Annotated in this window: 11 protein-coding genes and 1 pseudogene; 8 read left to right on the top strand and 4 right to left on the bottom strand. The window is 70.1% G+C overall.

The genetic code is table 11. The annotated features are described in order from the left end of the window. Positions 1-23 precede the first annotated feature (23 nt). Entirely contained in the window at positions 24-788 is a 765-nt protein-coding gene (locus AMK31_RS38325; protein WP_073945387.1) for a hypothetical protein, read from the bottom strand. Positions 789-1,752: 964 nt separating this feature from the next. Between AMK31_RS38325 and AMK31_RS38320 the strand changes: the two genes are divergently transcribed. From AMK31_RS38320 to AMK31_RS38295, 5 genes are all read left to right on the top strand, one after another. Then, the gene (locus AMK31_RS38320; protein ID WP_073945386.1) at positions 1,753-6,024 is read left to right on the top strand and encodes a HAMP domain-containing protein; all 4,272 of its coding nucleotides are present in this window, start codon (positions 1,753-1,755) and stop codon (positions 6,022-6,024) included. A 362-nt stretch (positions 6,025-6,386) separates the two neighbouring features. Beyond that, positions 6,387-8,786: a SpoIIE family protein phosphatase gene (locus AMK31_RS38315; protein ID WP_073945402.1), complete on the top strand. Its 2,400-nt coding sequence runs from the start codon at positions 6,387-6,389 to the stop codon at positions 8,784-8,786. Positions 8,787-9,202: 416 nt separating this feature from the next. Further along, positions 9,203-9,496, top strand: a complete 294-nt coding sequence (locus AMK31_RS38310; protein ID WP_385313028.1) for an STAS domain-containing protein — start codon at positions 9,203-9,205, stop codon at positions 9,494-9,496. Beyond that, a complete protein-coding gene (locus AMK31_RS38305; protein ID WP_073945384.1) occupies positions 9,493-10,422 on the top strand; it encodes an anti-sigma factor RsbA family regulatory protein in 930 nt (309 codons plus the stop codon). Before AMK31_RS38310 ends, AMK31_RS38305 begins: the two co-directional genes overlap by 4 nt. Before the next feature lie 1,854 nt (positions 10,423-12,276). Then, a complete protein-coding gene (locus AMK31_RS38295) occupies positions 12,277-12,972 on the top strand; it encodes a peptidoglycan-binding domain-containing protein (RefSeq protein WP_073945382.1) in 696 nt (231 codons plus the stop codon). 111 nt (positions 12,973-13,083) lie between these two features. Here AMK31_RS38295 and AMK31_RS38290 read toward each other — a convergent pair whose 3' ends face one another. Beyond that, positions 13,084-13,416 (bottom strand): putative quinol monooxygenase, encoded by a 333-nt coding sequence (locus AMK31_RS38290; RefSeq protein WP_073945381.1) that lies wholly within the window; start codon positions 13,414-13,416, stop codon positions 13,084-13,086. Between the two features lie 260 nt (positions 13,417-13,676). Between AMK31_RS38290 and AMK31_RS38285 the strand changes: the two genes are divergently transcribed. The 3 genes from AMK31_RS38285 to AMK31_RS38275 all read left to right on the top strand — a co-directional run bounded on the left by AMK31_RS38285 (position 13,677) and on the right by AMK31_RS38275 (position 16,540). Beyond that, positions 13,677-14,711, top strand: coding sequence for an NAD(P)-dependent alcohol dehydrogenase (locus AMK31_RS38285; RefSeq protein ID WP_073945380.1), 1,035 nt, complete (start codon positions 13,677-13,679; stop codon positions 14,709-14,711). Between the two features lie 130 nt (positions 14,712-14,841). Continuing rightward, positions 14,842-15,567, top strand: a complete 726-nt coding sequence (locus AMK31_RS38280) for an MIP/aquaporin family protein (RefSeq protein WP_073945379.1) — start codon at positions 14,842-14,844, stop codon at positions 15,565-15,567. Positions 15,568-15,739: 172 nt separating this feature from the next. Continuing rightward, positions 15,740-16,540: an IclR family transcriptional regulator gene (locus tag AMK31_RS38275; RefSeq protein ID WP_073945378.1), complete on the top strand. Its 801-nt coding sequence runs from the start codon at positions 15,740-15,742 to the stop codon at positions 16,538-16,540. A 57-nt stretch (positions 16,541-16,597) separates the two neighbouring features. Here AMK31_RS38275 and AMK31_RS41955 read toward each other — a convergent pair. Continuing rightward, a pseudogene (locus tag AMK31_RS41955) lies at positions 16,598-16,724 on the bottom strand (IS5/IS1182 family transposase); the annotation flags it as partial. Between the two features lie 101 nt (positions 16,725-16,825). Further along, entirely contained in the window at positions 16,826-18,037 is a 1,212-nt protein-coding gene (locus AMK31_RS38265; protein WP_073945377.1) for a glycosyltransferase, read from the bottom strand. Positions 18,038-18,230: the final 193 nt, after the last annotated feature.

Raw genomic sequence — 18,230 nt, 5'->3', positions numbered from 1 at the left:
CGGGAAGGACGACCCGCGCCCGCTTACCGAACGTCGAGAAGGTCGCCGGGGGCGCTTACGGTCGCGGTGGTGGTGTTGCCCGCGTAGCTATAGCGCCAGTATCCATCCCGGCTAGCGGTGACGGTGGTCTTGAGGTATCCGGTGGAGCTCGAGGTCACCGTCTTGACGGTGCTGTAGGTGCCGCTGGGTGTGCGGAACTGCAGGCGTACGCGCTGGTTTGCGTACCCGCGGTACCTGGAGTCGGTCCAGCTGACGCGAGTGAGTGTGCCGGTGATGGTGATGGTTTTGCCCTTGGTCACGGGCTCGGGTGCCGCGTTGGCCGTCAGCTTTGAGGCACGTTTCACGTTGATTGATGCTGCAGCCTCTTGCCGGTGATAGTCGCCGTCGTTTGCCGTTGCGTTGACGTGGAGTCGCCAGGTCCCGGCATCTGTGTCCTGGAGAAACGACTGGCCTAGGACGAAGGCCCATGTGCATCGTGTTGTGGCGTCATCGACCACGGTGCACTCCGGTTCATGTACCGCCGCAAGGTAGCCGGTGGGTGCGGTGATGGGCCCCTTGTACAGCAGCGGGTCGATGTAGTCGATGCCTTCGGGGTCGCTGGCGGTGACGGTTGCGGTGAAGATCGTCTGGTCGGCCGTTCCGATCACGAGAGGCTTGCCGTCATGGATGGAGGCGGAAAGGATCTGCGTGTCACCCAGGCGGGTATCCGCTTCCGCTGTGGCCGTCGAGGCGGTCAGGCACGTGATCGTAAGTGAGGCGGCCACAGTCGCGGCGGCACGCTTGCCCATGAAACCCCCAGGTGGAACGTCGGCCCCCTGAGTTGCGTGATCAGGGGGAACCGAAGCAGCGGGGCGATGCTAGTCGACTCACAGTCGCACCTCCGGTTCGCAGGGGTCCTGTCGAGTCTCCCGAGGCACGTGTTGCCGGAGTTCGCGTATTTGCACCGCCGCGTAATCGCCTGAGCTGCAACCGGTGAGCGCAGATCAGAGCCTTCTGGCCGTCATGCGACCCATGAAGGGGGGCCTGCGTGGGGGGCGCGTCCTGTTTTGTGTTTGCTGTGCGGAAGATCGGCAAAGGTTGCACGTAACTCCTGCGATGTTCCCCACAGTTGATGCGTGTGGGGTTCGTTGCAGCAAGCACCCGCCTGGGTCGATCTCCGACGCTTGATCGCTTCCTTACCTGATCTTTCCCGGGTGTCCCCACGATCCGCGCTCCAGCGTCGTGTCCACCATGATCTCTGCGACCAGCGCCGCTTCGACCAGCAGGACGTCGAGCGGCGTCCGCGACCCTCAGGAGGTCGTGAACCGTGTGCCTTGCCAGGGATGTCCGTGGCCCTGATGGCGTCAGCCGCTGGGCCAGGTCACGCGCCGCGTCCGGCCGCAGAGGCGTACTGCGGCCGGCCGGTCGGACTGCCCCGGCATCGTCGAGACGGCCCAGCACGAGCGTCTGCGGCCGTCGCATGGTGCCGGTGATCGCGCCGATCGCTGCCTCAGTGGTGTCGCGGCGTCACCGGCCCCGCTCCCGATCCCCTCGACCTGCAACCACCCCGCGTGACTTTCCTGGTCACGCGCGCCCACTCGCTCCGCGCCGGCTCGGGCCGTGAAGGCATGCGAAGGGGTGGGGAGTTCTCGAACCTGCGGGAAGAGGGGAGACTTTGTGAACATCAATGTGCCTGTTAACCTGCGGTGTATTTCGCGTCGCGCAGATCCGTGCCCAGTCGGCAGTGCCCCTGGGAGGGGAAACGAGGGTGCCATGACCAGCAACACGAGTGCGGATACCCAGCCCCTGCCGGGCGACCAGGAACTCAGAGGGCTCCTGGCGGGCCTGACAGCGGTGCGAGACGGTGACTTCGGTACGCGTCTGCCGGAGGACGCCGATGGTCTGATGGGCGACATCGCCATCGTGTTCAACGGCATGGTGGACCAACTGTCCGTATTCACCTCCGAGGTGACCAGGGTCGCCCGCGAAGTCGGAACCGAGGGAACGCTGGGCGGGCAGGCGGAGGTACCCGGGGTCTCCGGCACGTGGGCCGATCTCACCGACTCGGTCAACGCGATGGCGGGCAACCTGACCACGCAGGTGCGCGATATCGCCCAGGTCGCGACGGCGGTGGCCAAGGGCGACCTCTCGCAGAAGATCGACGTGCCCGCGCGCGGTGAGATCCTGGAGTTGAAGGAGACCGTCAACACGATGGTCGACCAGCTCTCCGCATTCGCCGACGAGGTCACCCGCGTCGCCCGCGAGGTCGGCAGCGAGGGACGGCTCGGCGGTCAGGCCAAGGTGCCTGGGGTCGCGGGTGTCTGGCGTGACCTGACCGACTCGGTCAACCTGATGGCGGGCAACCTGACGTCCCAGGTGCGCAATGTCGCCCAGGTGACGACGGCGGTGGCCAAGGGCGACCTCTCGCAGAAGATCACCGTGGACGCCCGCGGCGAGATCCTGGAGCTGAAGAACACCATCAACACGATGGTCGACCAGCTCTCCGGCTTCGCGGACGAAGTCACCCGCGTCGCCCGCGAGGTCGGCACCGAGGGACGCCTCGGCGGCCAGGCGGACGTCAAGGGTGTCAAGGGCACCTGGCGAGACCTGACCGACTCGGTGAACTTCATGGCGGGGAACCTGACGTCCCAGGTCCGCAACGTCGCCCAGGTCGCCACCGCGGTGGCGCAGGGCGACCTCTCGCAGAAGATCACCGTGGACGCCCGCGGCGAGATCCTGGAGCTGAAGAACACCATCAATACGATGGTCGACCAGCTCTCCGGCTTCGCGGACGAAGTCACCCGCGTGGCCCGTGAGGTCGGCACCGACGGACGCCTCGGCGGCCAGGCGCATGTGCGGGGCGTGTCGGGCACCTGGAAGGACCTCACGGACAACGTCAACGTGATGGCGTCGAACCTGACGAGCCAGGTTCGTTCCATTGCCCAGGTCGCCACGGCGGTCGCCCGCGGCGACCTGTCGCAGAAGATCACCGTCGAGGCCAAGGGCGAGGTCGCGGCCTTGGCGGACGTCATCAACACGATGGTGGACACGCTGTCCGCGTTCGCCGACGAGGTCACCCGCGTGGCCCGCGAGGTCGGCACCGAGGGACGCCTCGGCGGCCAGGCCCAGGTGCCGAACGTGGCCGGGACCTGGAAGGACCTCACCGACAACGTCAACTCCATGGCCAACAACCTCACCGGCCAGGTCCGCAACATCGCGCTGGTGACGACGGCGGTGGCCCGGGGTGACCTGTCGAAGAAGATCGACGTCGACGCACGCGGAGAGATCCTGGAGCTGAAGACGACCATCAACACGATGGTCGACCAGCTCTCCGCGTTCGCCGACGAGGTCACTCGCGTCGCCCGGGAAGTCGGCACCGAAGGACGTCTGGGCGGCCAGGCCGAGGTGGAGGGTGTCTCAGGCACGTGGAAGCGGCTGACTGAGAACGTCAACGAGCTGGCCGGCAACCTGACCCGGCAGGTGCGCGCGATCGCCGAGGTGGCCAGCGCCGTGGCCGAGGGCGATCTGACCCGGTCCATCACCGTGGAGGCCTCCGGCGAGGTCGCCGAGCTCAAGGACAACATCAACTCCATGGTGGAGTCCCTGCGCGAGACCACCCGGGCCAACCAGGAGCAGGACTGGCTCAAGACCAACCTGGCGCGGATCGCCGGCCTCATGCAGGGCCATCGCGAGCTTCCTGTCGTGGCCGAACTCATCATGGACGAGCTGGTGCCGCTGGTCTCGGCCCAGTACGGCGGGTTCTACCTGGCCGAAGACGGGGAGGAGGCCCCTGAGCTGCGGCTCGTCGGCTCCTACGGCCGCCCCGAGGACGATGCGCGGCCCGAACGCATCCCCTTCGGTCGTTCCCTGGTCGGTCAGGCCGCCCGCAGCCGCCGTACGATCTCGGTCGACCAGTTGCCGCCCGACTACGTGACCATTTCCTCCGGGCTCGGCCGGACCGTGCCGACCGCTCTGCTCCTGCTGCCGATCCTCTTCGAGGACCAGGTGCTCGGCGTCATCGAGCTGGCATCCGTCACCGCGTTCACCCCGATCCACCGGGACCTGCTGGAGCAGCTGCGGGAGACGATCGGCGTCAACGTCAACACGATCGTCGCCAACGCCCGCACCGACGAGCTGCTCGGCGAGTCGCAGCGTCTGACGGCCGAACTGCAGGTCCGCTCGGCGGAGTTGCAGGCGCAGCAGGAGGAGTTGCAGCGCTCCAACGACGAACTGGAGGAGAAGGCCTCGTTGCTGGCCGAGCAGAATCGCGACATCGAGGCGAAGAACCTGCAGATCGAGCAGGCGCGGCAGGAGCTGGAGGCGCGTGCGCAGCAGCTGGCGCTGGCCTCGAAGTACAAGTCGGAGTTCCTGGCGAACATGAGCCACGAGCTGCGCACCCCGCTCAACAGCCTGCTGATCCTCGCCCAGTTGCTCGCGCAGAACCCGTCGCGCAACCTGACGCAGAAGCAGGTGGAGTACGCGGGCATCATCCACTCAGCGGGCTCCGACCTGCTTCAGCTGATCAACGACATCCTGGACCTGTCGAAGGTCGAGGCCGGGAAGATGGACATCGCCCCGGAGCGGGTGTCGCTGCGCCAGCTCATCGAGTACGTGGAGGCCACCTTCCGGCCGATGACGACGCAGAAGGGCCTGGAGTTCAAGGTGACCATGGCGGCCGGCGCACCGGGCGACCTGCTCACCGACGACTCGCGGCTGCGTCAGGTGCTGCGCAACCTGTTGTCGAACGCGGTCAAGTTCACGGAGCAGGGCAGCGTGGAGCTGACCGTCCAGCCCGCCGCGGAGCACGAGTTGCCCGAAGGTGTCATCAGGGGTGGCTCCGTCGTGGCGTTTCGGGTCCAGGACACCGGCATCGGTATCCAGGAACAGCAACTGGAGGCCATCTTCGGCGCCTTCCAGCAGGCGGACGGCACGACCAGCCGCAAGTACGGCGGTACCGGTCTCGGGCTGTCCATCACGCGGGAGATCGCCCATCTGCTCGGCGGCGCGGTCACCGTGGACAGCAAGCCCGGACGAGGCAGCACCTTCACGCTGTTCCTTCCGGTGGCCCGTCCCGACTTCGAGCAGATGGCGGGCCGGCTGCCGGAGAAGCCGGCGGAACTGCCCGCTGCGGAGACCGCCGTGGGCGCCCCCGCTGCTCCGCTCCCGCGTGCGAGCGTGCCGCGCCGGCGCCGGCTGCTCGTCGTGGAGGAGCGGCCGCGCGGCCTGCTCACGCTGGTCGCCGAGAGCGTCGTCGCGGACGTCGCCCGGCTCCGCTCGGAGGAGGCCGTGCCGCGGCCCGCGGTGGACCTGATCACGGCCGTGAGCGCTCAGGAGGCGGCCGGTGCGCTCGCCGCCGAACCGTGCCACTGCGTCGTCCTCGACCTCGACATGCCCGACGGTGAGGCCGCGCGGTTCCTGGAGGCGTTGCAGGGCGACTCGGCGCTGGCCGAGGTTCCCGTCCTGGTGCACAGCAGCCACCGCCCGGACGTGGCGCGGGCGGAGGCACTGCGCTCGCACGCGGACGACGGATCGCTGGAGTTCCTCTCCAGCCTCGACGAACTGCGGGAGCGCATCGCCCTGCACCTGTCTGCCGAGGAACCCGGAGACGTCCTCTCACTGGTCCGGGGCGAGGAACCACAGGAGCTGCCGCCACCCGTGGTCGACGACTCCTTCGCCGGGCGGACCGTACTGGTCGTCGACGACGACGCGCGCAACCTCTTCGCGCTCAGCGGGATCCTGGAGCTGCACGGGTTCCGAGTGCTGCACGCGGAGGACGGCCGCAAGAGCATCGACAAGCTCATCGAGAACCCGGACGTCGCCCTGGTGCTGATGGACGTGATGATGCCGGAGATGGACGGCTACACCGCCACGGCCGAGATCCGCAAGATGCCCCGGTACGCCGATCTGCCCATCATCGCCGTCACCGCGAAGGCGATGCCCGGCGACCGGGAGAAGTCCCTGGCTTCGGGGGCGAGCGACTACGTCACCAAGCCAGTCGACGCCCAGGACCTCATCGCCCGCGTCCGACGCTGGCTGTCCCCCTGAGGTGCCGCAGCCCGCCCCGCCGCCCGCCGGGGCGGGCCAGGCCCTCCCGCCCGCGCACCAGGGCCATCCCGCCGAGGAGCATCCCCATCGTGAGCACGCCCGACCAGCCCTCCGACCAGTACGACGAACCGCCAGGCACCGATCCACGCCCGCAGCCCGGGGCTCGCACGGCCCCTCGGGCCGACGGCCCCGACGTCGCCACGGCTCCGCACGGGGCGGTCGCCGCCGACGCAACGGCAGGGCAGCCTCCGGTACCCACCTCGGCGGCCCCGCACCCGACTGCCGCCGGCGGACCCGGCCCGTCGGCCGACCTCACGACTCCGAACGCCGCGCCCCCGACGACCGACGACCCGGCGACACCTCTGACTCCTCCCGGTGAACGGGCGTCGGACGCGTCCGTCGTACCGCCCGGCGACCTCGGTGGCGTCGCCGCGACCTCCCCCGTCGGCAGGCTCGCCGCCACGGTCGAGCGGTTGCGGCGGGAGGTGCGGGCCGCGCAGGCGGAGGCGGAAGGGCGGGCGCTCATCGAGCTCGCCAAGGGCATCCTGGTGGAGCGGCTCGGCTGCGGCCCGGCACAGGCCGCCCGGCAGCTCGCCGAGTTGACGGCGCAGGCCCGGGTCAGCCCGCTGGAGTTCGCCGTCGAGGTCATCAATCAGGCCGCCCGTGACCGGATGTCCGAGGTCACGGACGCCTTCCTCGCCGCCACCACGGGCACCCGGGCGACAGCGCGCGACGCGGCCGCCGTACGCCTGCGCGCCGCCGAGAGCGTGGCGCTGGCCGCATCCGACACGCAAGCCGTGGCCGACTCGCTGCTGGAGCACGCGCTGCGCCCGTTGGGCGCGGTGGCCGTGGCCGTGTGGGCCGCGGGTTCCGACGGCTCGCTGACCCTTGCGGGCAGTGCGGGATTCTCCCCGCTGGAAGCCTCCCAATGGCGCTATGTGCCGCCGGACGTGGCGACGGTGGCGCGCCGCGGGCTCACCGAGCGCAGCGGCCAGTGGATCACCTCGCTCGCGGAGACAGGGCTGCCCACGATCGGCCGGCGTCCGCACCCGGACGGCGGCCGGGCCGCTGTGCCGGCCGGCACGGGCGGGCGCATCCACGGGGTGCTGGAGATCGCCTGGCCGGGGCCGCTGGAACCGCAGCCGCCTCAGGTCCTACGCCAGGTGGAGGCTCTGGCGGAGCTGTGCGCGCACACCCTGGAGACTTCCACGCCGCGCGTCGACGCCGGTCAGGAGCTGCGGGCGCTGCCGGATGCCGCGGAGCTGATCGACCTGGCCGACGGGCTGCACGACCCCGCCCTGGTCCTGGTACCGCACCTCGACGACTCCGGCCAGCTCGTGGATTTCCGTATCCAGCACGTCAACTCCCGTTTCCTCGACCCCGGGGGCCGGGCCCGCGCGGTGGTGAGCGGGGCGCTGCTGCTGGAGGCGTACCCGATGACGGCCGGGGACAGCGAACTGTTCCAGCGCATCGAACGGGTCTACGCCACCGGCGAGCCGTTCCGGGCGAACCGCATGCATCTGACCGCGCTGGTCGATCAGGTGCCGCTGTCGGCGGTGGCGGACATCAGCATCAGCCGGCACGGCAACTGCGTACTGCTGATCTGGCGCATCGAGGACGAGACGGCCCGGCTGGCGAGCCTGCTGCAGCACGCCCAGCGACTCGGCCGCATCGGCGGGTTCGAGGAGAACCTGCTGACCGGCGAAATCACCTGGAACAGCCAGATGTACGACCTGTACGGCCGTTCCTCGCAGAGCCCGCCGGTGCCGCTGGAGGACCTGCCCGCCCATGCCCATCCGGACGACGCGGTCACCATCGGCCGCTTCCTGCGCACGCTGCTGCACCATCTGCGGCCCGCCTCGGCGGCCTTCAGGCTGCAGCGTCCGGACGGGGTCACCCGCCACATCCGCGTCGTGGCCGAACCGGTCCTGGACACCGACAGCCGGCTGCTCGTCGTCCGCGGGGCCTATCAGGACATCTCGGCCCAGCACTGGACAGAGGTGGCGCTGGCGGCCACCCGCGACCAGCTCGCCCACACCGAGCAGGAGGCAGCCGAGCGCAACCGGCTGGCGCTCCAGCTGCAGCACGCCATCATGCCGCCCGCGCAGGCCCCGCTGCAGGTACCGGGCATGGTGGTCGCGGTGCGCTACCGGCCCGCGGAAACCGAGAACCTGGTGGGCGGCGACTGGTACGACGCCGTGGTCCTGCCGTCGCGCAAAGTGCTGCTGTGCGTGGGAGACGTGGCCGGTCACGGCATCGAGGCCGCCACCAGCATGGTCGTTCTGCGTAACGCGCTCCGGGGCCTGGCGGTCACCGGGGCCGGGCCCGGCCAGCTGCTGTCGTGGCTCAACACCGTGGCGCACCATCTCACGGGTGCGGTCACCGCCACCGCGGTGTGCGCCCTCTACGACCCCGACCGACGCGTCCTGCGCTGGGCGCGGGCCGGCCATCTGCCGCCCGTCCTGGTCCGCGACGCGGAGGCCGCGCCGCTGCCGCTGGTCAAGGGCATACTGCTCGGCGCCGTGCCCGAGGCCGCGTACGAGGAGACCGAAGTGCAACTCGCGCCCGAGGACACGCTGCTGATGTACACCGACGGCCTCGTCGAACGCCGTGACCGCTCCGTGGAGGAGGCGCTGACCCACCTGCTCACCACGGCCCGCACGGCGCCGATCACCTTGGACCAGCACTTGGACCGGCTTCTGACGTTCAGCAAGTCGGATACGGACGATGACACTTGCCTTGTGGGGATCCGAGTCGTCTGAGGCGAGACGCATCAACACGCATGGGGTACCGGCGGCTTCAAGGCCAGGCGACGTTCTCCCGCGGCGTTCTCTCGGACACGTGCGTTCGTCGCGGATTCTCCCTCCGTATTCGCCCTGTGGCTTGGAGGCACAGGCGGTCGGTCCGGGCCGGCCTCCACTGGAGCGGCCTACGGAGCGAGTCCTGCGGGCCATTCAGCCCTGCCGCATCCTGCGGCCGGCCTTCCAGGTTCACGCAGCCGGGCGGCGGTCTGGCGCCCCGCACTAGAATCCGCGGCTGGAAGGAAGTTGCCTTCTGCCGGTGCGAGGCCTTGGGGCTGAGCAAGCCGGCTGAGAGATGTCGAAGGAGTCCGAGCGTGGATGCCCCACATGCCGTGGGCGGGCCCGGCCCGGCGGTACCCGGGAGGGTCGCGTTGGAGGTGAGCCTGTTGCCCGGTCGCCCTGGGATACACGCCCGCGGTGAGATCTGCGCGGTCACCCGTCCCTCCTGGGAGGAGGCCCTGTCCGAGTTGGCCCGGCGGCACGAAGACGTGTCGTATGTGGAACTGTCGGATGTGGCGTTCGTGGATGTGGCCGGGGTGACGGCACTGGCGGTCACCGCGCTGAGCCTGCCCGACGGACGGGTGGTGGTGGAGCATCCACCACCACAACTGCCGCGCGTTCTGAAGATGTTCTGGCCGGGCCAGCGCCGGATCGAGGTGGCGCCGCGATGAGTACAGTGACTACCGACGAGACCTTCCAGCATCCGGCGCTGTTCTACAGCACCCCCGAGGAGTACACCGAGCAGACGGTCGCGTTCGTGCGCCAGGGCCTGGCCGCGAGTGAGCCGGTGGCGGTGGCGGTTCCCGGCCCGAACCTGGAACTGATCAAGGCGGGGCTGGGCACGGATGCCGACGGTCTGCTGCTCCTGGACATGACCGAGGCCGGCCGCAACCCGGGGCGGATCATCCCCAAGGTGCTGCGCGGGTTCGCCGACGCCCACCCCGAGACGAGGGTGCGGATCATCGGTGAGCCGATCTGGGCGGGCCGGTCCGAGGTGGAGTACCCGGCATGCGCGCAGCACGAGGCGTTGATCAACGCGGCCTTCGAGGGCCGGGCGGTGACCATCCTGTGCCCGTACGACGAGTCCCGGCTGGACGAGACAGTGCTGGCCGATGCGCGCATCACCCACCCCACCGTCATCTCGGGTGGCCGTGAGGAGGCCAGCAGCGTCTACGACTGGCAGGCGGTCGTCTCCCGCTACAACCAGGCGCTGCCCCCCGCGCCGGAAGCGGCGGTCTTCTCCTACGGCGCCGAGGAGCTCCCGGAGGTCCGCTACTTCGCCGTCGACCAGGCCATGCGGCTGGGTCTTGAGGGGCAACGGCTGCAGGATGCGGAACTGGCAGTCGCGGAGCTGACGACCAACAGTGTCGTGCACGGCGGCGGGCGAGGAAGCCTGGCGATCTGGGCCCAGAACGGCCAGGTCGTCATCGAGGTCCGCGACGCCGGACGGCTGACCGACCCGCTCGCGGGACGCAGGCCGCCGCAGCCGGGACAGATCGGCGGGCGCGGCTTGATGCTGGTGCACTATGTCTCCGACCTGGTACGCGTGCACACCGAGGACGAGGGCACGACAGTGCGCTTCTACCTCAACATCTAGAGGAGGGGAGAGTGGGCGTCGCAGCCCGCCAGCGACGTATGCCCTGGCAAGAACGGGCCGGAAGGCGTCTGGTCGGGGAGACCGTGATGCTCGTACGCCCCAGACAGAGGGCTGTTCGCCCACACCAGCGCTCCCGGAATCCTGACCGTCCCGGATGATGGCCGCGGCCATCGCGGCACACCGGACCCCGAGGGCCGTAGCTTGAGCACGGCGACGCGCCGACAGCGCGTGATCGTCTCCCTCGTCCTTTGGTGGGCCGTGCTTGCGCTGACGCTGTGGCTGGGAGGTTGGGTCGCAGGCCAGACGACGGGCGTTGCACGGTGCGCAACATCGGCGGTGCTGCTGGTCGCGGTGGGAGAGGCGGGCGACTCGTTGCGCCGCCGGTGGCATACGCACCGCCGGGGGCGGCCAGCGCGTCGGCCATGGGTGTGAGACCCCCGTTGCCGTGCGCTGCGAGAGGTCCTGGAGGACCGGAGATTTCTTCGACGACAAGACGTCTATGTAAGTCGGACTGGCAGAACGCCTACGCGTCGTGCCGACTAGCGGGCCGGTGGACGCGCCACCCGTACGAACCCCTCGTGACAGCCCGCCGCATCCTGGGCACCGGCGTTGGAGAAACACGAACGAGGCGCGGGAGACTCCCGTCATGAGCACCGAACGACGCCGACTCGGCACGGGTCCGACTACCACCAGGAGCACGACACTGACGGACACGAGCCCGCGGCTTCTGCCCGTCGAACGAGCCGAGCCGGGCGCGGTCTTCAAGGAAGTCGAGCCCTCGGATGCGGCCGACCGGAAAGGCCGGCGGACCCTCGGGACGGGAGTCGTTGAGAATGCCGAGGGGATGGCGTAGCAAAGTAGCCGACAGCCGAACCGACGCCGCCCGGCCGCAATTGCTGGCCAGCAGAACCGGGCGGCGAGTTGATGGATGGCCTGTGCCGACTCGACCCGCGCCAGCAACTCGCCGAACAGCAGGTGGCGGGCACCGGCACGCGGCCGGGCCGCCGGGTCGGTGAAGCCGGTCCCGAGAGGCGGCCACGGACTTCGTGCGGCCGGCTGGGCCATCCGCCGCCACGATCCTGGGCTGCCGAGGTCCGACGAGACTGCGGAAGCCCAGGAGCAGGTCAGCCGAAGGAACGCGCCCTCGATCGCGGTGAGAAGCGCGTCCAACGGGACCGGAGCGCTCTCTCAGTACGAGCCGAGGGATACCAGGCGGTCGCCGACGCCGCCGCGGCCGCATTGCAGACGCCGAAGACGAGGAGGAGGCCGCTCGGATCGGCGGCCTCCCTGGCCTCGTCGAAACGCCGGTCCTCCGGCAGCCTGTCCGCGCTGATGGGGATCCGCTCGACCAGGGTCCCTCCGTTCCCCAACTACCCATCGGTGACGGCGGACTGAGACAGATGCGGACGGACTACGTATCGCTGCACAAGGAAATGACGCTTTACGGGTACGGGCCGAGGAGGAATGCCGATGGAACGCGACGGCGCCCCACCGCAGCCGGACTTCGCTCCGGAGCGTGACACCGCGCTGGACATCCAGGAATCCTTCCAGGCGATCCTGGACGCCCTTGACGCCGCGCGCGCCGAGCTCCATGCGGAGGGCAGAAACCGGCGAACGGCGAGCCCGCCGGGGTCCTTCGACCGTCACAGCGAACCGGCCGCGGACGGCAGCCGAGCAGTTCCTGCCAGGGACCCGTGGTCTCCGCCGGCTCCCCGGCCTCCGGCCGCACATCCGCGGACACAACGGATGGGTCCCCCGGTCACACGCCTGGTTCCCGCTCCTCCGGGGGGCATTCCGCAGTCCGTCGTGTATCCGCCGCGGACCGGTCATGTGCGCCGGACTCCGCAGGACCCCGTGGTGCAGCCCCTGTGGGCGCACGGCGCGCGGCAGGAGGCGGGGAAGCAGCCCGCCGCGAGCGACGCGACCCCAACGCGGAACGAGCCGCCGGCGCCCCGCCCCGGTTTCGGGCCCGTGCGGGCGGGCGTGCGCCGCGGAGCCGGCCCGTCTCCGGACGCCTCCTGGACGGCCGACCCGGGAGGCTCCGGTCCGCGCACGGCGCCGCTCGGCGCCCCGCCCCCTCAGGTGCCGGCGCGCCCCGACGCCGTACGGCTGCCGGTACCGAAGGCAAGCCCAGGACATCGGCGGTTCACCGACCGGCGGCACTCCCGGGTCGCCGGATTCTTCGGACTGGGTGCCGTGAGCGGACTCCTGCTCGCCTCTTCGCTCCTCACGAACCAGCACTCCAAGCCGGCGACGCCGCCCGCCGCCCAGGAGCAACCCGAACGGCCGCTGCCCGACGACACCCCGCTCCCCCAGATTCCCGGCACCGGGGTACTGCGCGAAGGCGACAGCGGGCACGGCGTGTACGAGTTGCAGGTGCGTCTGCTCCAGATCCCAGGGCTCTACGACGGCGGCGCGATCGACGGCCGCTTCGGCACGGAGGTCCGGCAGGCTGTGGCCCGGTTCCAGAAACGGTTCGGCATCCGCGGGGACGAGACCGGCGTGTACGGGGTCCTCACCCGCCACGCCCTCATGCTGCGTACGAAGTAGTCCTCGCCGGCTGACAACGCAGGCAACTTCCTGGTCGGTGCCGCCCCGCGAGTGCGGCCGCGCCCAGCTGCTCCTCCACCGGCACAACCAGCCGGAGGACAGACCTAGTCCCTAGTCCTGCTCCGCGACGGCCATCTCGCCCAGGAGGGACCAGTCGTCCTGAGGAACCGTCATGTTCACGATGCGAGGTGTCTCGACAAGGTGGCGCGGCAGTGTCTCCTGCGCGGCCCTGAAGTGCGCGGACTGCACATGAGCGGCACCCGCCTCGTCATCGCGGAAGGCCTCGACCAGGACGTACTCCGTCGGGTCCGACACGCTTCGCGACCATTCGAACCACAGGCAGCCGGGCTCCCCGCGCGTGGCCTCGGTGAACTCTGCGGCGATCTCCGGCCACCGATCGGCATCGGCGGGCAGGACGCGGAACTTGGCGGTAATGAAGATCATCGGACTCTCTCTCCGCTACGTGCGTGCTCTACAGGCCCGTCCTCGTGCCGGGCCCCGTGGCGACAAGATCGTACGGCGCCGGCCGACCCTCACAGCTCTCCATATGCCCGATAAATTACCTATCGACACTTCCGTTGCGATTTATCTGTTTTCTCGACAGGTGGAAATCTGCCGGATGCAGTCCCGTTGACCGTGTGGCCGAAAAAGAATGACCATCTCCTCGCACCGCTTATGGGATTCAGAGACAAGGAGTGTGCGAAATGAAGGCAGTACGTGTGCACGGATATCACGGACGGCCCATTGTCGAAGAGGTGCCGGATCCCCGGATCACTTCACCGCAGGATGTGATCGTGGAGATCGGCGGGGCCGGTCTGTGCAGAACCGACCTCCATGTCATCGAGGGCCAGTGGCGGGAAAAGTCCCAGGTGTCGCTGCCGTACACGTTGGGGCACGAGAACGCCGGATGGGTGCGGGAGGTCGGTTCCGGAGTCTCCCACCTGGCAGTCGGTGATCCCGTGATCCTCCATCCGCTGATGACCTGCGGCCTGTGCCGCGCGTGCCGCTCGGGGGATGACGTGCACTGTGCGAACAGCGCCTTCCCGGGTATCGACTGCGACGGCGGCATGGCGGAGTTCATGCGCACCAACGCGCGTTCGTGCGTGAAGCTCGACGCCGGCCTCCGGCCCGCCGACGTGGCCGCCCTGGCCGACGCCGGTCTCACCGCGTATCACGCCGTACGGAAGGCGGTTCCGCTGCTGTATCCCGGTGCTTTCGTCGTCGCCATCGGCGCCGGGGGCCTCGGGCACATCGGCATCCAGGCCCTGGTCGCCCTCACCGCGGCCGAGATCGTCGTCGTGGACACCTCCGAAGCGGCCCTGGAACTCGCCAAGAGCCTCGGCGCGCACCACACCGTGCGCGCAGACAGCGACCCGGTGACCGCGGTGCAGGAGATCACCGCAGGTCAAGGAGCACATGTCGTCATCGACTTCGTGGGTGAGCGAGGCACCGAGGCCCAGGGCGTCGCCATGCTCCGCAGGGCCGGCTCCTACTTCGTCGTCGGATACGGCGGACACGTCCACGTGCCGACCATCGACATCATCTCGAACGAGATCAACGTCATCGGGAACCTGGTCGGCAGCTACAACGACCTGGACGAACTCATGACGCTCGCCGCTCAGGGCAAGGTGCGGCTGCACACCACGACGTATTCGCTCGATGCCGTGAACGACGCCATGGACGACCTCGAGGGGGGACGACTGCAGGGCCGCGGAATCCTCGTGCCCGGCGCTCGGTGACATGCCCTCCGCACTCCGTGCGGCGCCCGCTCCGCGAGGTAATGCACCGGCCCGGGGCGGGCCCGGAGAACGCCGAACGCCAGTCAACGTAAAGGGGTTGAAGCCGGGGCCGCCGGCTCCGGTGAAAGCAATGAAAGAAAACACTTATCTCCAACGGCTGCTCGCCGAATTTCTCGGCACTGCTTTTCTCGTCTTCCTCGGGGTCGGCTCGATTCCTGCCACCCTCATGCTGCAGAAGACGGGGAAAACCAGTTTCACGATGGCCGACCTGGGCGTAATCGCATTCGCTTTCGCCATGGTCGTGGTGGCCGCCGTCTTCGCGATAGGCCATGTGTCGGGCTGCCACATCAATCCAGCCGTCACCCTCGCCCTGGCCGCGACCGGCAGAATCCCCCGGCGCGAGGTGGCGGGCTACGTCCTGTCCCAGTGCGCGGGAGCGGTGGCAGGCGCGGGCGCCGTCGTCGCCGTGCTGGGCGCCCGTGCGGTGCACCTGGGCCTCGGTGTCGCCTCCTACACATCTCCGACCTCCGCCTCCCAGGCGTTCTTCGCGGAGGCGCTGGGCACCTTCATCCTCGTCTTCGTGGTGTTCGGAGTCGTCGACCAGCGGGCCCCGGGCGGCTTCGCCGGCCTGCCCATCGGCTTCGCGGTCTTCGCCATCGCCGTCGCCGTGGGTCCGGTCACGGGGGCGGCGCTCAATCCGGCGCGCACCCTTGGGCCCATGCTGGTGTCCGGCCCGGCCGGGGGGCCGGTGGACTGGTCCCAGCTGCCCGTGTACCTCGGGGCCCAGGTGCTGGGGGGCCTGCTGGCCGGCCAGGTCTACATGGCCATGAACCGGTTGCGTACCATCGCCGCATGACCGTCGCGCGACAGACAGACCTCGGCCGTCCGGGGCGACCTGCCTGTCCGGCCCGGCAGAGCGCCGGCGCCGCCCCGATGCGCCCGGTTCCAAGGCCTCATCCGCCTGGAGCCGGACGCCCGGGTGACGGTACGGCGATACGGCTCACTTCCCGGAGCCGCACAGGAGACTCATGATCCACGGCAACGAGACGCACGCCGCCGGCGCGGCAGACCTGCTCGGATCGGTCCGGCGGGCACTGAGGGTGCTCGAGGCGGTCGCGGCCGGCGGTGACGGCATCACCGCGAAGGCCGTCGCCCGGCGCGCGGGCCTCACGCTCCCGACGACGTACCGCCTGCTGAACACCCTGGTGCACGACGGCTACCTGGTGAGGCTGAACCAGTCCCGCGGTTACGGCCTGGGGTACAAGCTCACCGGGCTGCACCGGCGCCTGTGCCAGCAGCTGGAGGTGACCCCCGGCCTGCTGGGCGTGCTCCACCAGGTCCACGACGAGTGCGCGGCCGCCGCGTACTACACCGTCTTCCGGGACGAGGAGATCGTCGTCGCCGAGGTCGTGGACTCCCCTTCCGCGCCCCGGGCCGAGCCGCTCGACGTCGGCTTCCACGAAGCCCCGCACGCCACGGCCTTCGGCAAGGTCATGCTGTCGTCCCTGCCGGCCTCGCGGCGCCGTGACTACCTGCGGCAACAGGGGCTGGTGCGGCTCACCGAGCGCACCATCACCGCGCCCGACGTCCTGGAGGGACATCTCGAGCGGGTCCATGCCTCCGGCGTGGCGGTCGAGGTGGGGGAGTTCCAGGGCGGCCTCTCCTGCCTCGCCGCCCCCGTTCTGGACGCGGACGGTAAGGTCGCGGGAGCCGTGGCCACCTCCGTCCCCGCGGAACTGTTCGAACAGCGGCAGCCGCAGCTGGAGGACGCGGTACGCGTCGGCGCCGCCCGCGTCTCACGCCTGATCGCCGCCACCGTATCGCCCTAGGTCGTGTCCGCTATGTCAGGTCAGCCGGAGTCGTAGGCAGGCGAAGGTGACCATGGCTCAGTAGTGGCGGGCGCGTTTGTCGCAGCGGGTGACCAGGGCCTTGTCGTGCTTAAGCCGCTTGAAGCAGCGCTCGACGACGTTTCGGCGACGGTAGGGCGCGGTCGAGCCGGCATCTGCTCTCGCCCGCGACGACCTGAGCGGGCCGGGTCCGCGGCCGGCCAGGCCCGCGCCACGGGATGCGGATACGGTCCATCACTGCTTCGGGCTGGGTGCAGCCGCCCGGCTTCACCCGGCGCCCACCGAGCCGATGTGGGCGAGCAGCGAAGCCGTGCCGTCCTCTGCGGCGATCCCACGGGCGAGTTCGGACGCGCGGCGGCGGTGGGCCGGCTCTGAGAGGCAGGCCGTGATCGCGTCGCCGAGGACTTCTGCGGTGAGGTCCTGGAACGGTACAGGCCCGGGGGTAACTCCCAGCTCGTACAACCGAGAGGCCCAGAACGGCTGGTCGGCCATGACGGGAACGGGCACGGCGGGCACCCCGGCCCGCAGTCCGGCTGCGGTGGTACCCGCCCCGGCATGATGGACGACGGCGGCGGTACGAGGGAACAACCAGTCGTGCGGGACGTCGCCGATGGCCAGGATATCGGCGCCGCGGCCGCTCAAGCCGGCCCATCCGGCCTGCACCACCGCACGCACCCCTGCCCGCCGCACCGCCGCGGCCACCAGCTCGCTGAGCCGTTCCCCCTCCCCCACCGCCATGCTGCCGAACCCGATGAAGACCGGGGGCGGACCGGCCTGCAGGAAGTCGACCAGCTCGGCCGGGGGTTGCCAGCCGTCGGGCCGCGCAGGCCACCAGTAGCCCGTCACGGAAACCCAGGACGGCCAGTCCGCGGGGCGCGGCACCACCAGCGGGCTGAAGCCGTGGAAGACCGGCCGGATGTCCGGTGCCGACGGCACGCCGGCGGGCAGCCCGAGGCGGGCACGCAACCGGGTCACAGCGCCCGCGAAGACGTCTTCCGCGCGCCTCACGACGTCCCGGCCTGCGGCGAGGTTGCCCTCCGGCCCCGGGCCGTCGGTGCTGCGGGCGTTGGGCAGCGGGAACTGGCCGGTGGCGAACGCCGGTACCAGGTAGGCGCCGATGACGGGGACACCGAGCGCCGCGCCGACCGTCCGGCTGAGCGGGGCCGGACCGAAAGCCGTGAGCAGCAGGTCGGCACCGCCCGCCACGGCCTCCGCCACCCCATCGGCGATCCCGTCCGCGTACGCCCTCGTCAACGCCTGGACCTCCCCCCGCGACGCCGCCCGGGCCCAGTCCCCGATCAGCGCCTGCGGGTCTCCCGGCACAGGCCGGTGATCGAGACCGCACCCGCCGACAAGTGCGGCGAACGACGGGTGAGCAGCCACGGCAACCTCATGGCCCGCGTCCAGCAACCGCCGGCCCAGACCCGTATAGGGCGCGACGTCCCCCCGCGAACCAGCGGTGATGATCAGAATCCGCATGCACCGATTCTCCTCGCCTCCCTGCCGCCCGGACACCCTCGCCCGCCCCTGAGGACAGAACGATCGCGGTCCCGCGCAGCCGGCGGGCCGGCACCTCCTACGAGGTGGCGGAACCACCCCGGCCCGCCACCCACAGGAGCCCTAGGGGGTGTCCGCAAAGTCAGGGCAGCCAGATTCGTAGGCAGGCGATGGT

The organism is Streptomyces sp. TSRI0107 (genome assembly GCF_001905845.1).
Lineage (GTDB): Bacteria > Actinomycetota > Actinomycetes > Streptomycetales > Streptomycetaceae > Streptomyces.
The sequence above is the reverse complement of the archived record's forward strand: the minus strand, read 5'-3'. Positions and strand labels throughout refer to the sequence as shown.

Coding starts and splice junctions, on each gene's coding strand:
- AMK31_RS38325 (WP_073945387.1), bottom strand. CDS start 788: ATGGGCAAGCGTGCCGCCGCGACTGTGGCCGCCTCACTTACGATCACG.
- AMK31_RS38320 (WP_073945386.1), top strand. CDS start 1,753: ATGACCAGCAACACGAGTGCGGATACCCAGCCCCTGCCGGGCGACCAG.
- AMK31_RS38305 (WP_073945384.1), top strand. CDS start 9,493: ATGAGTACAGTGACTACCGACGAGACCTTCCAGCATCCGGCGCTGTTC.
- AMK31_RS38290 (WP_073945381.1), bottom strand. CDS start 13,416: ATGATCTTCATTACCGCCAAGTTCCGCGTCCTGCCCGCCGATGCCGAT.
- AMK31_RS38285 (WP_073945380.1), top strand. CDS start 13,677: ATGAAGGCAGTACGTGTGCACGGATATCACGGACGGCCCATTGTCGAA.
- AMK31_RS38280 (WP_073945379.1), top strand. CDS start 14,842: ATGAAAGAAAACACTTATCTCCAACGGCTGCTCGCCGAATTTCTCGGC.
- AMK31_RS38275 (WP_073945378.1), top strand. CDS start 15,740: ATGATCCACGGCAACGAGACGCACGCCGCCGGCGCGGCAGACCTGCTC.
- AMK31_RS38265 (WP_073945377.1), bottom strand. CDS start 18,037: ATGCGGATTCTGATCATCACCGCTGGTTCGCGGGGGGACGTCGCGCCC.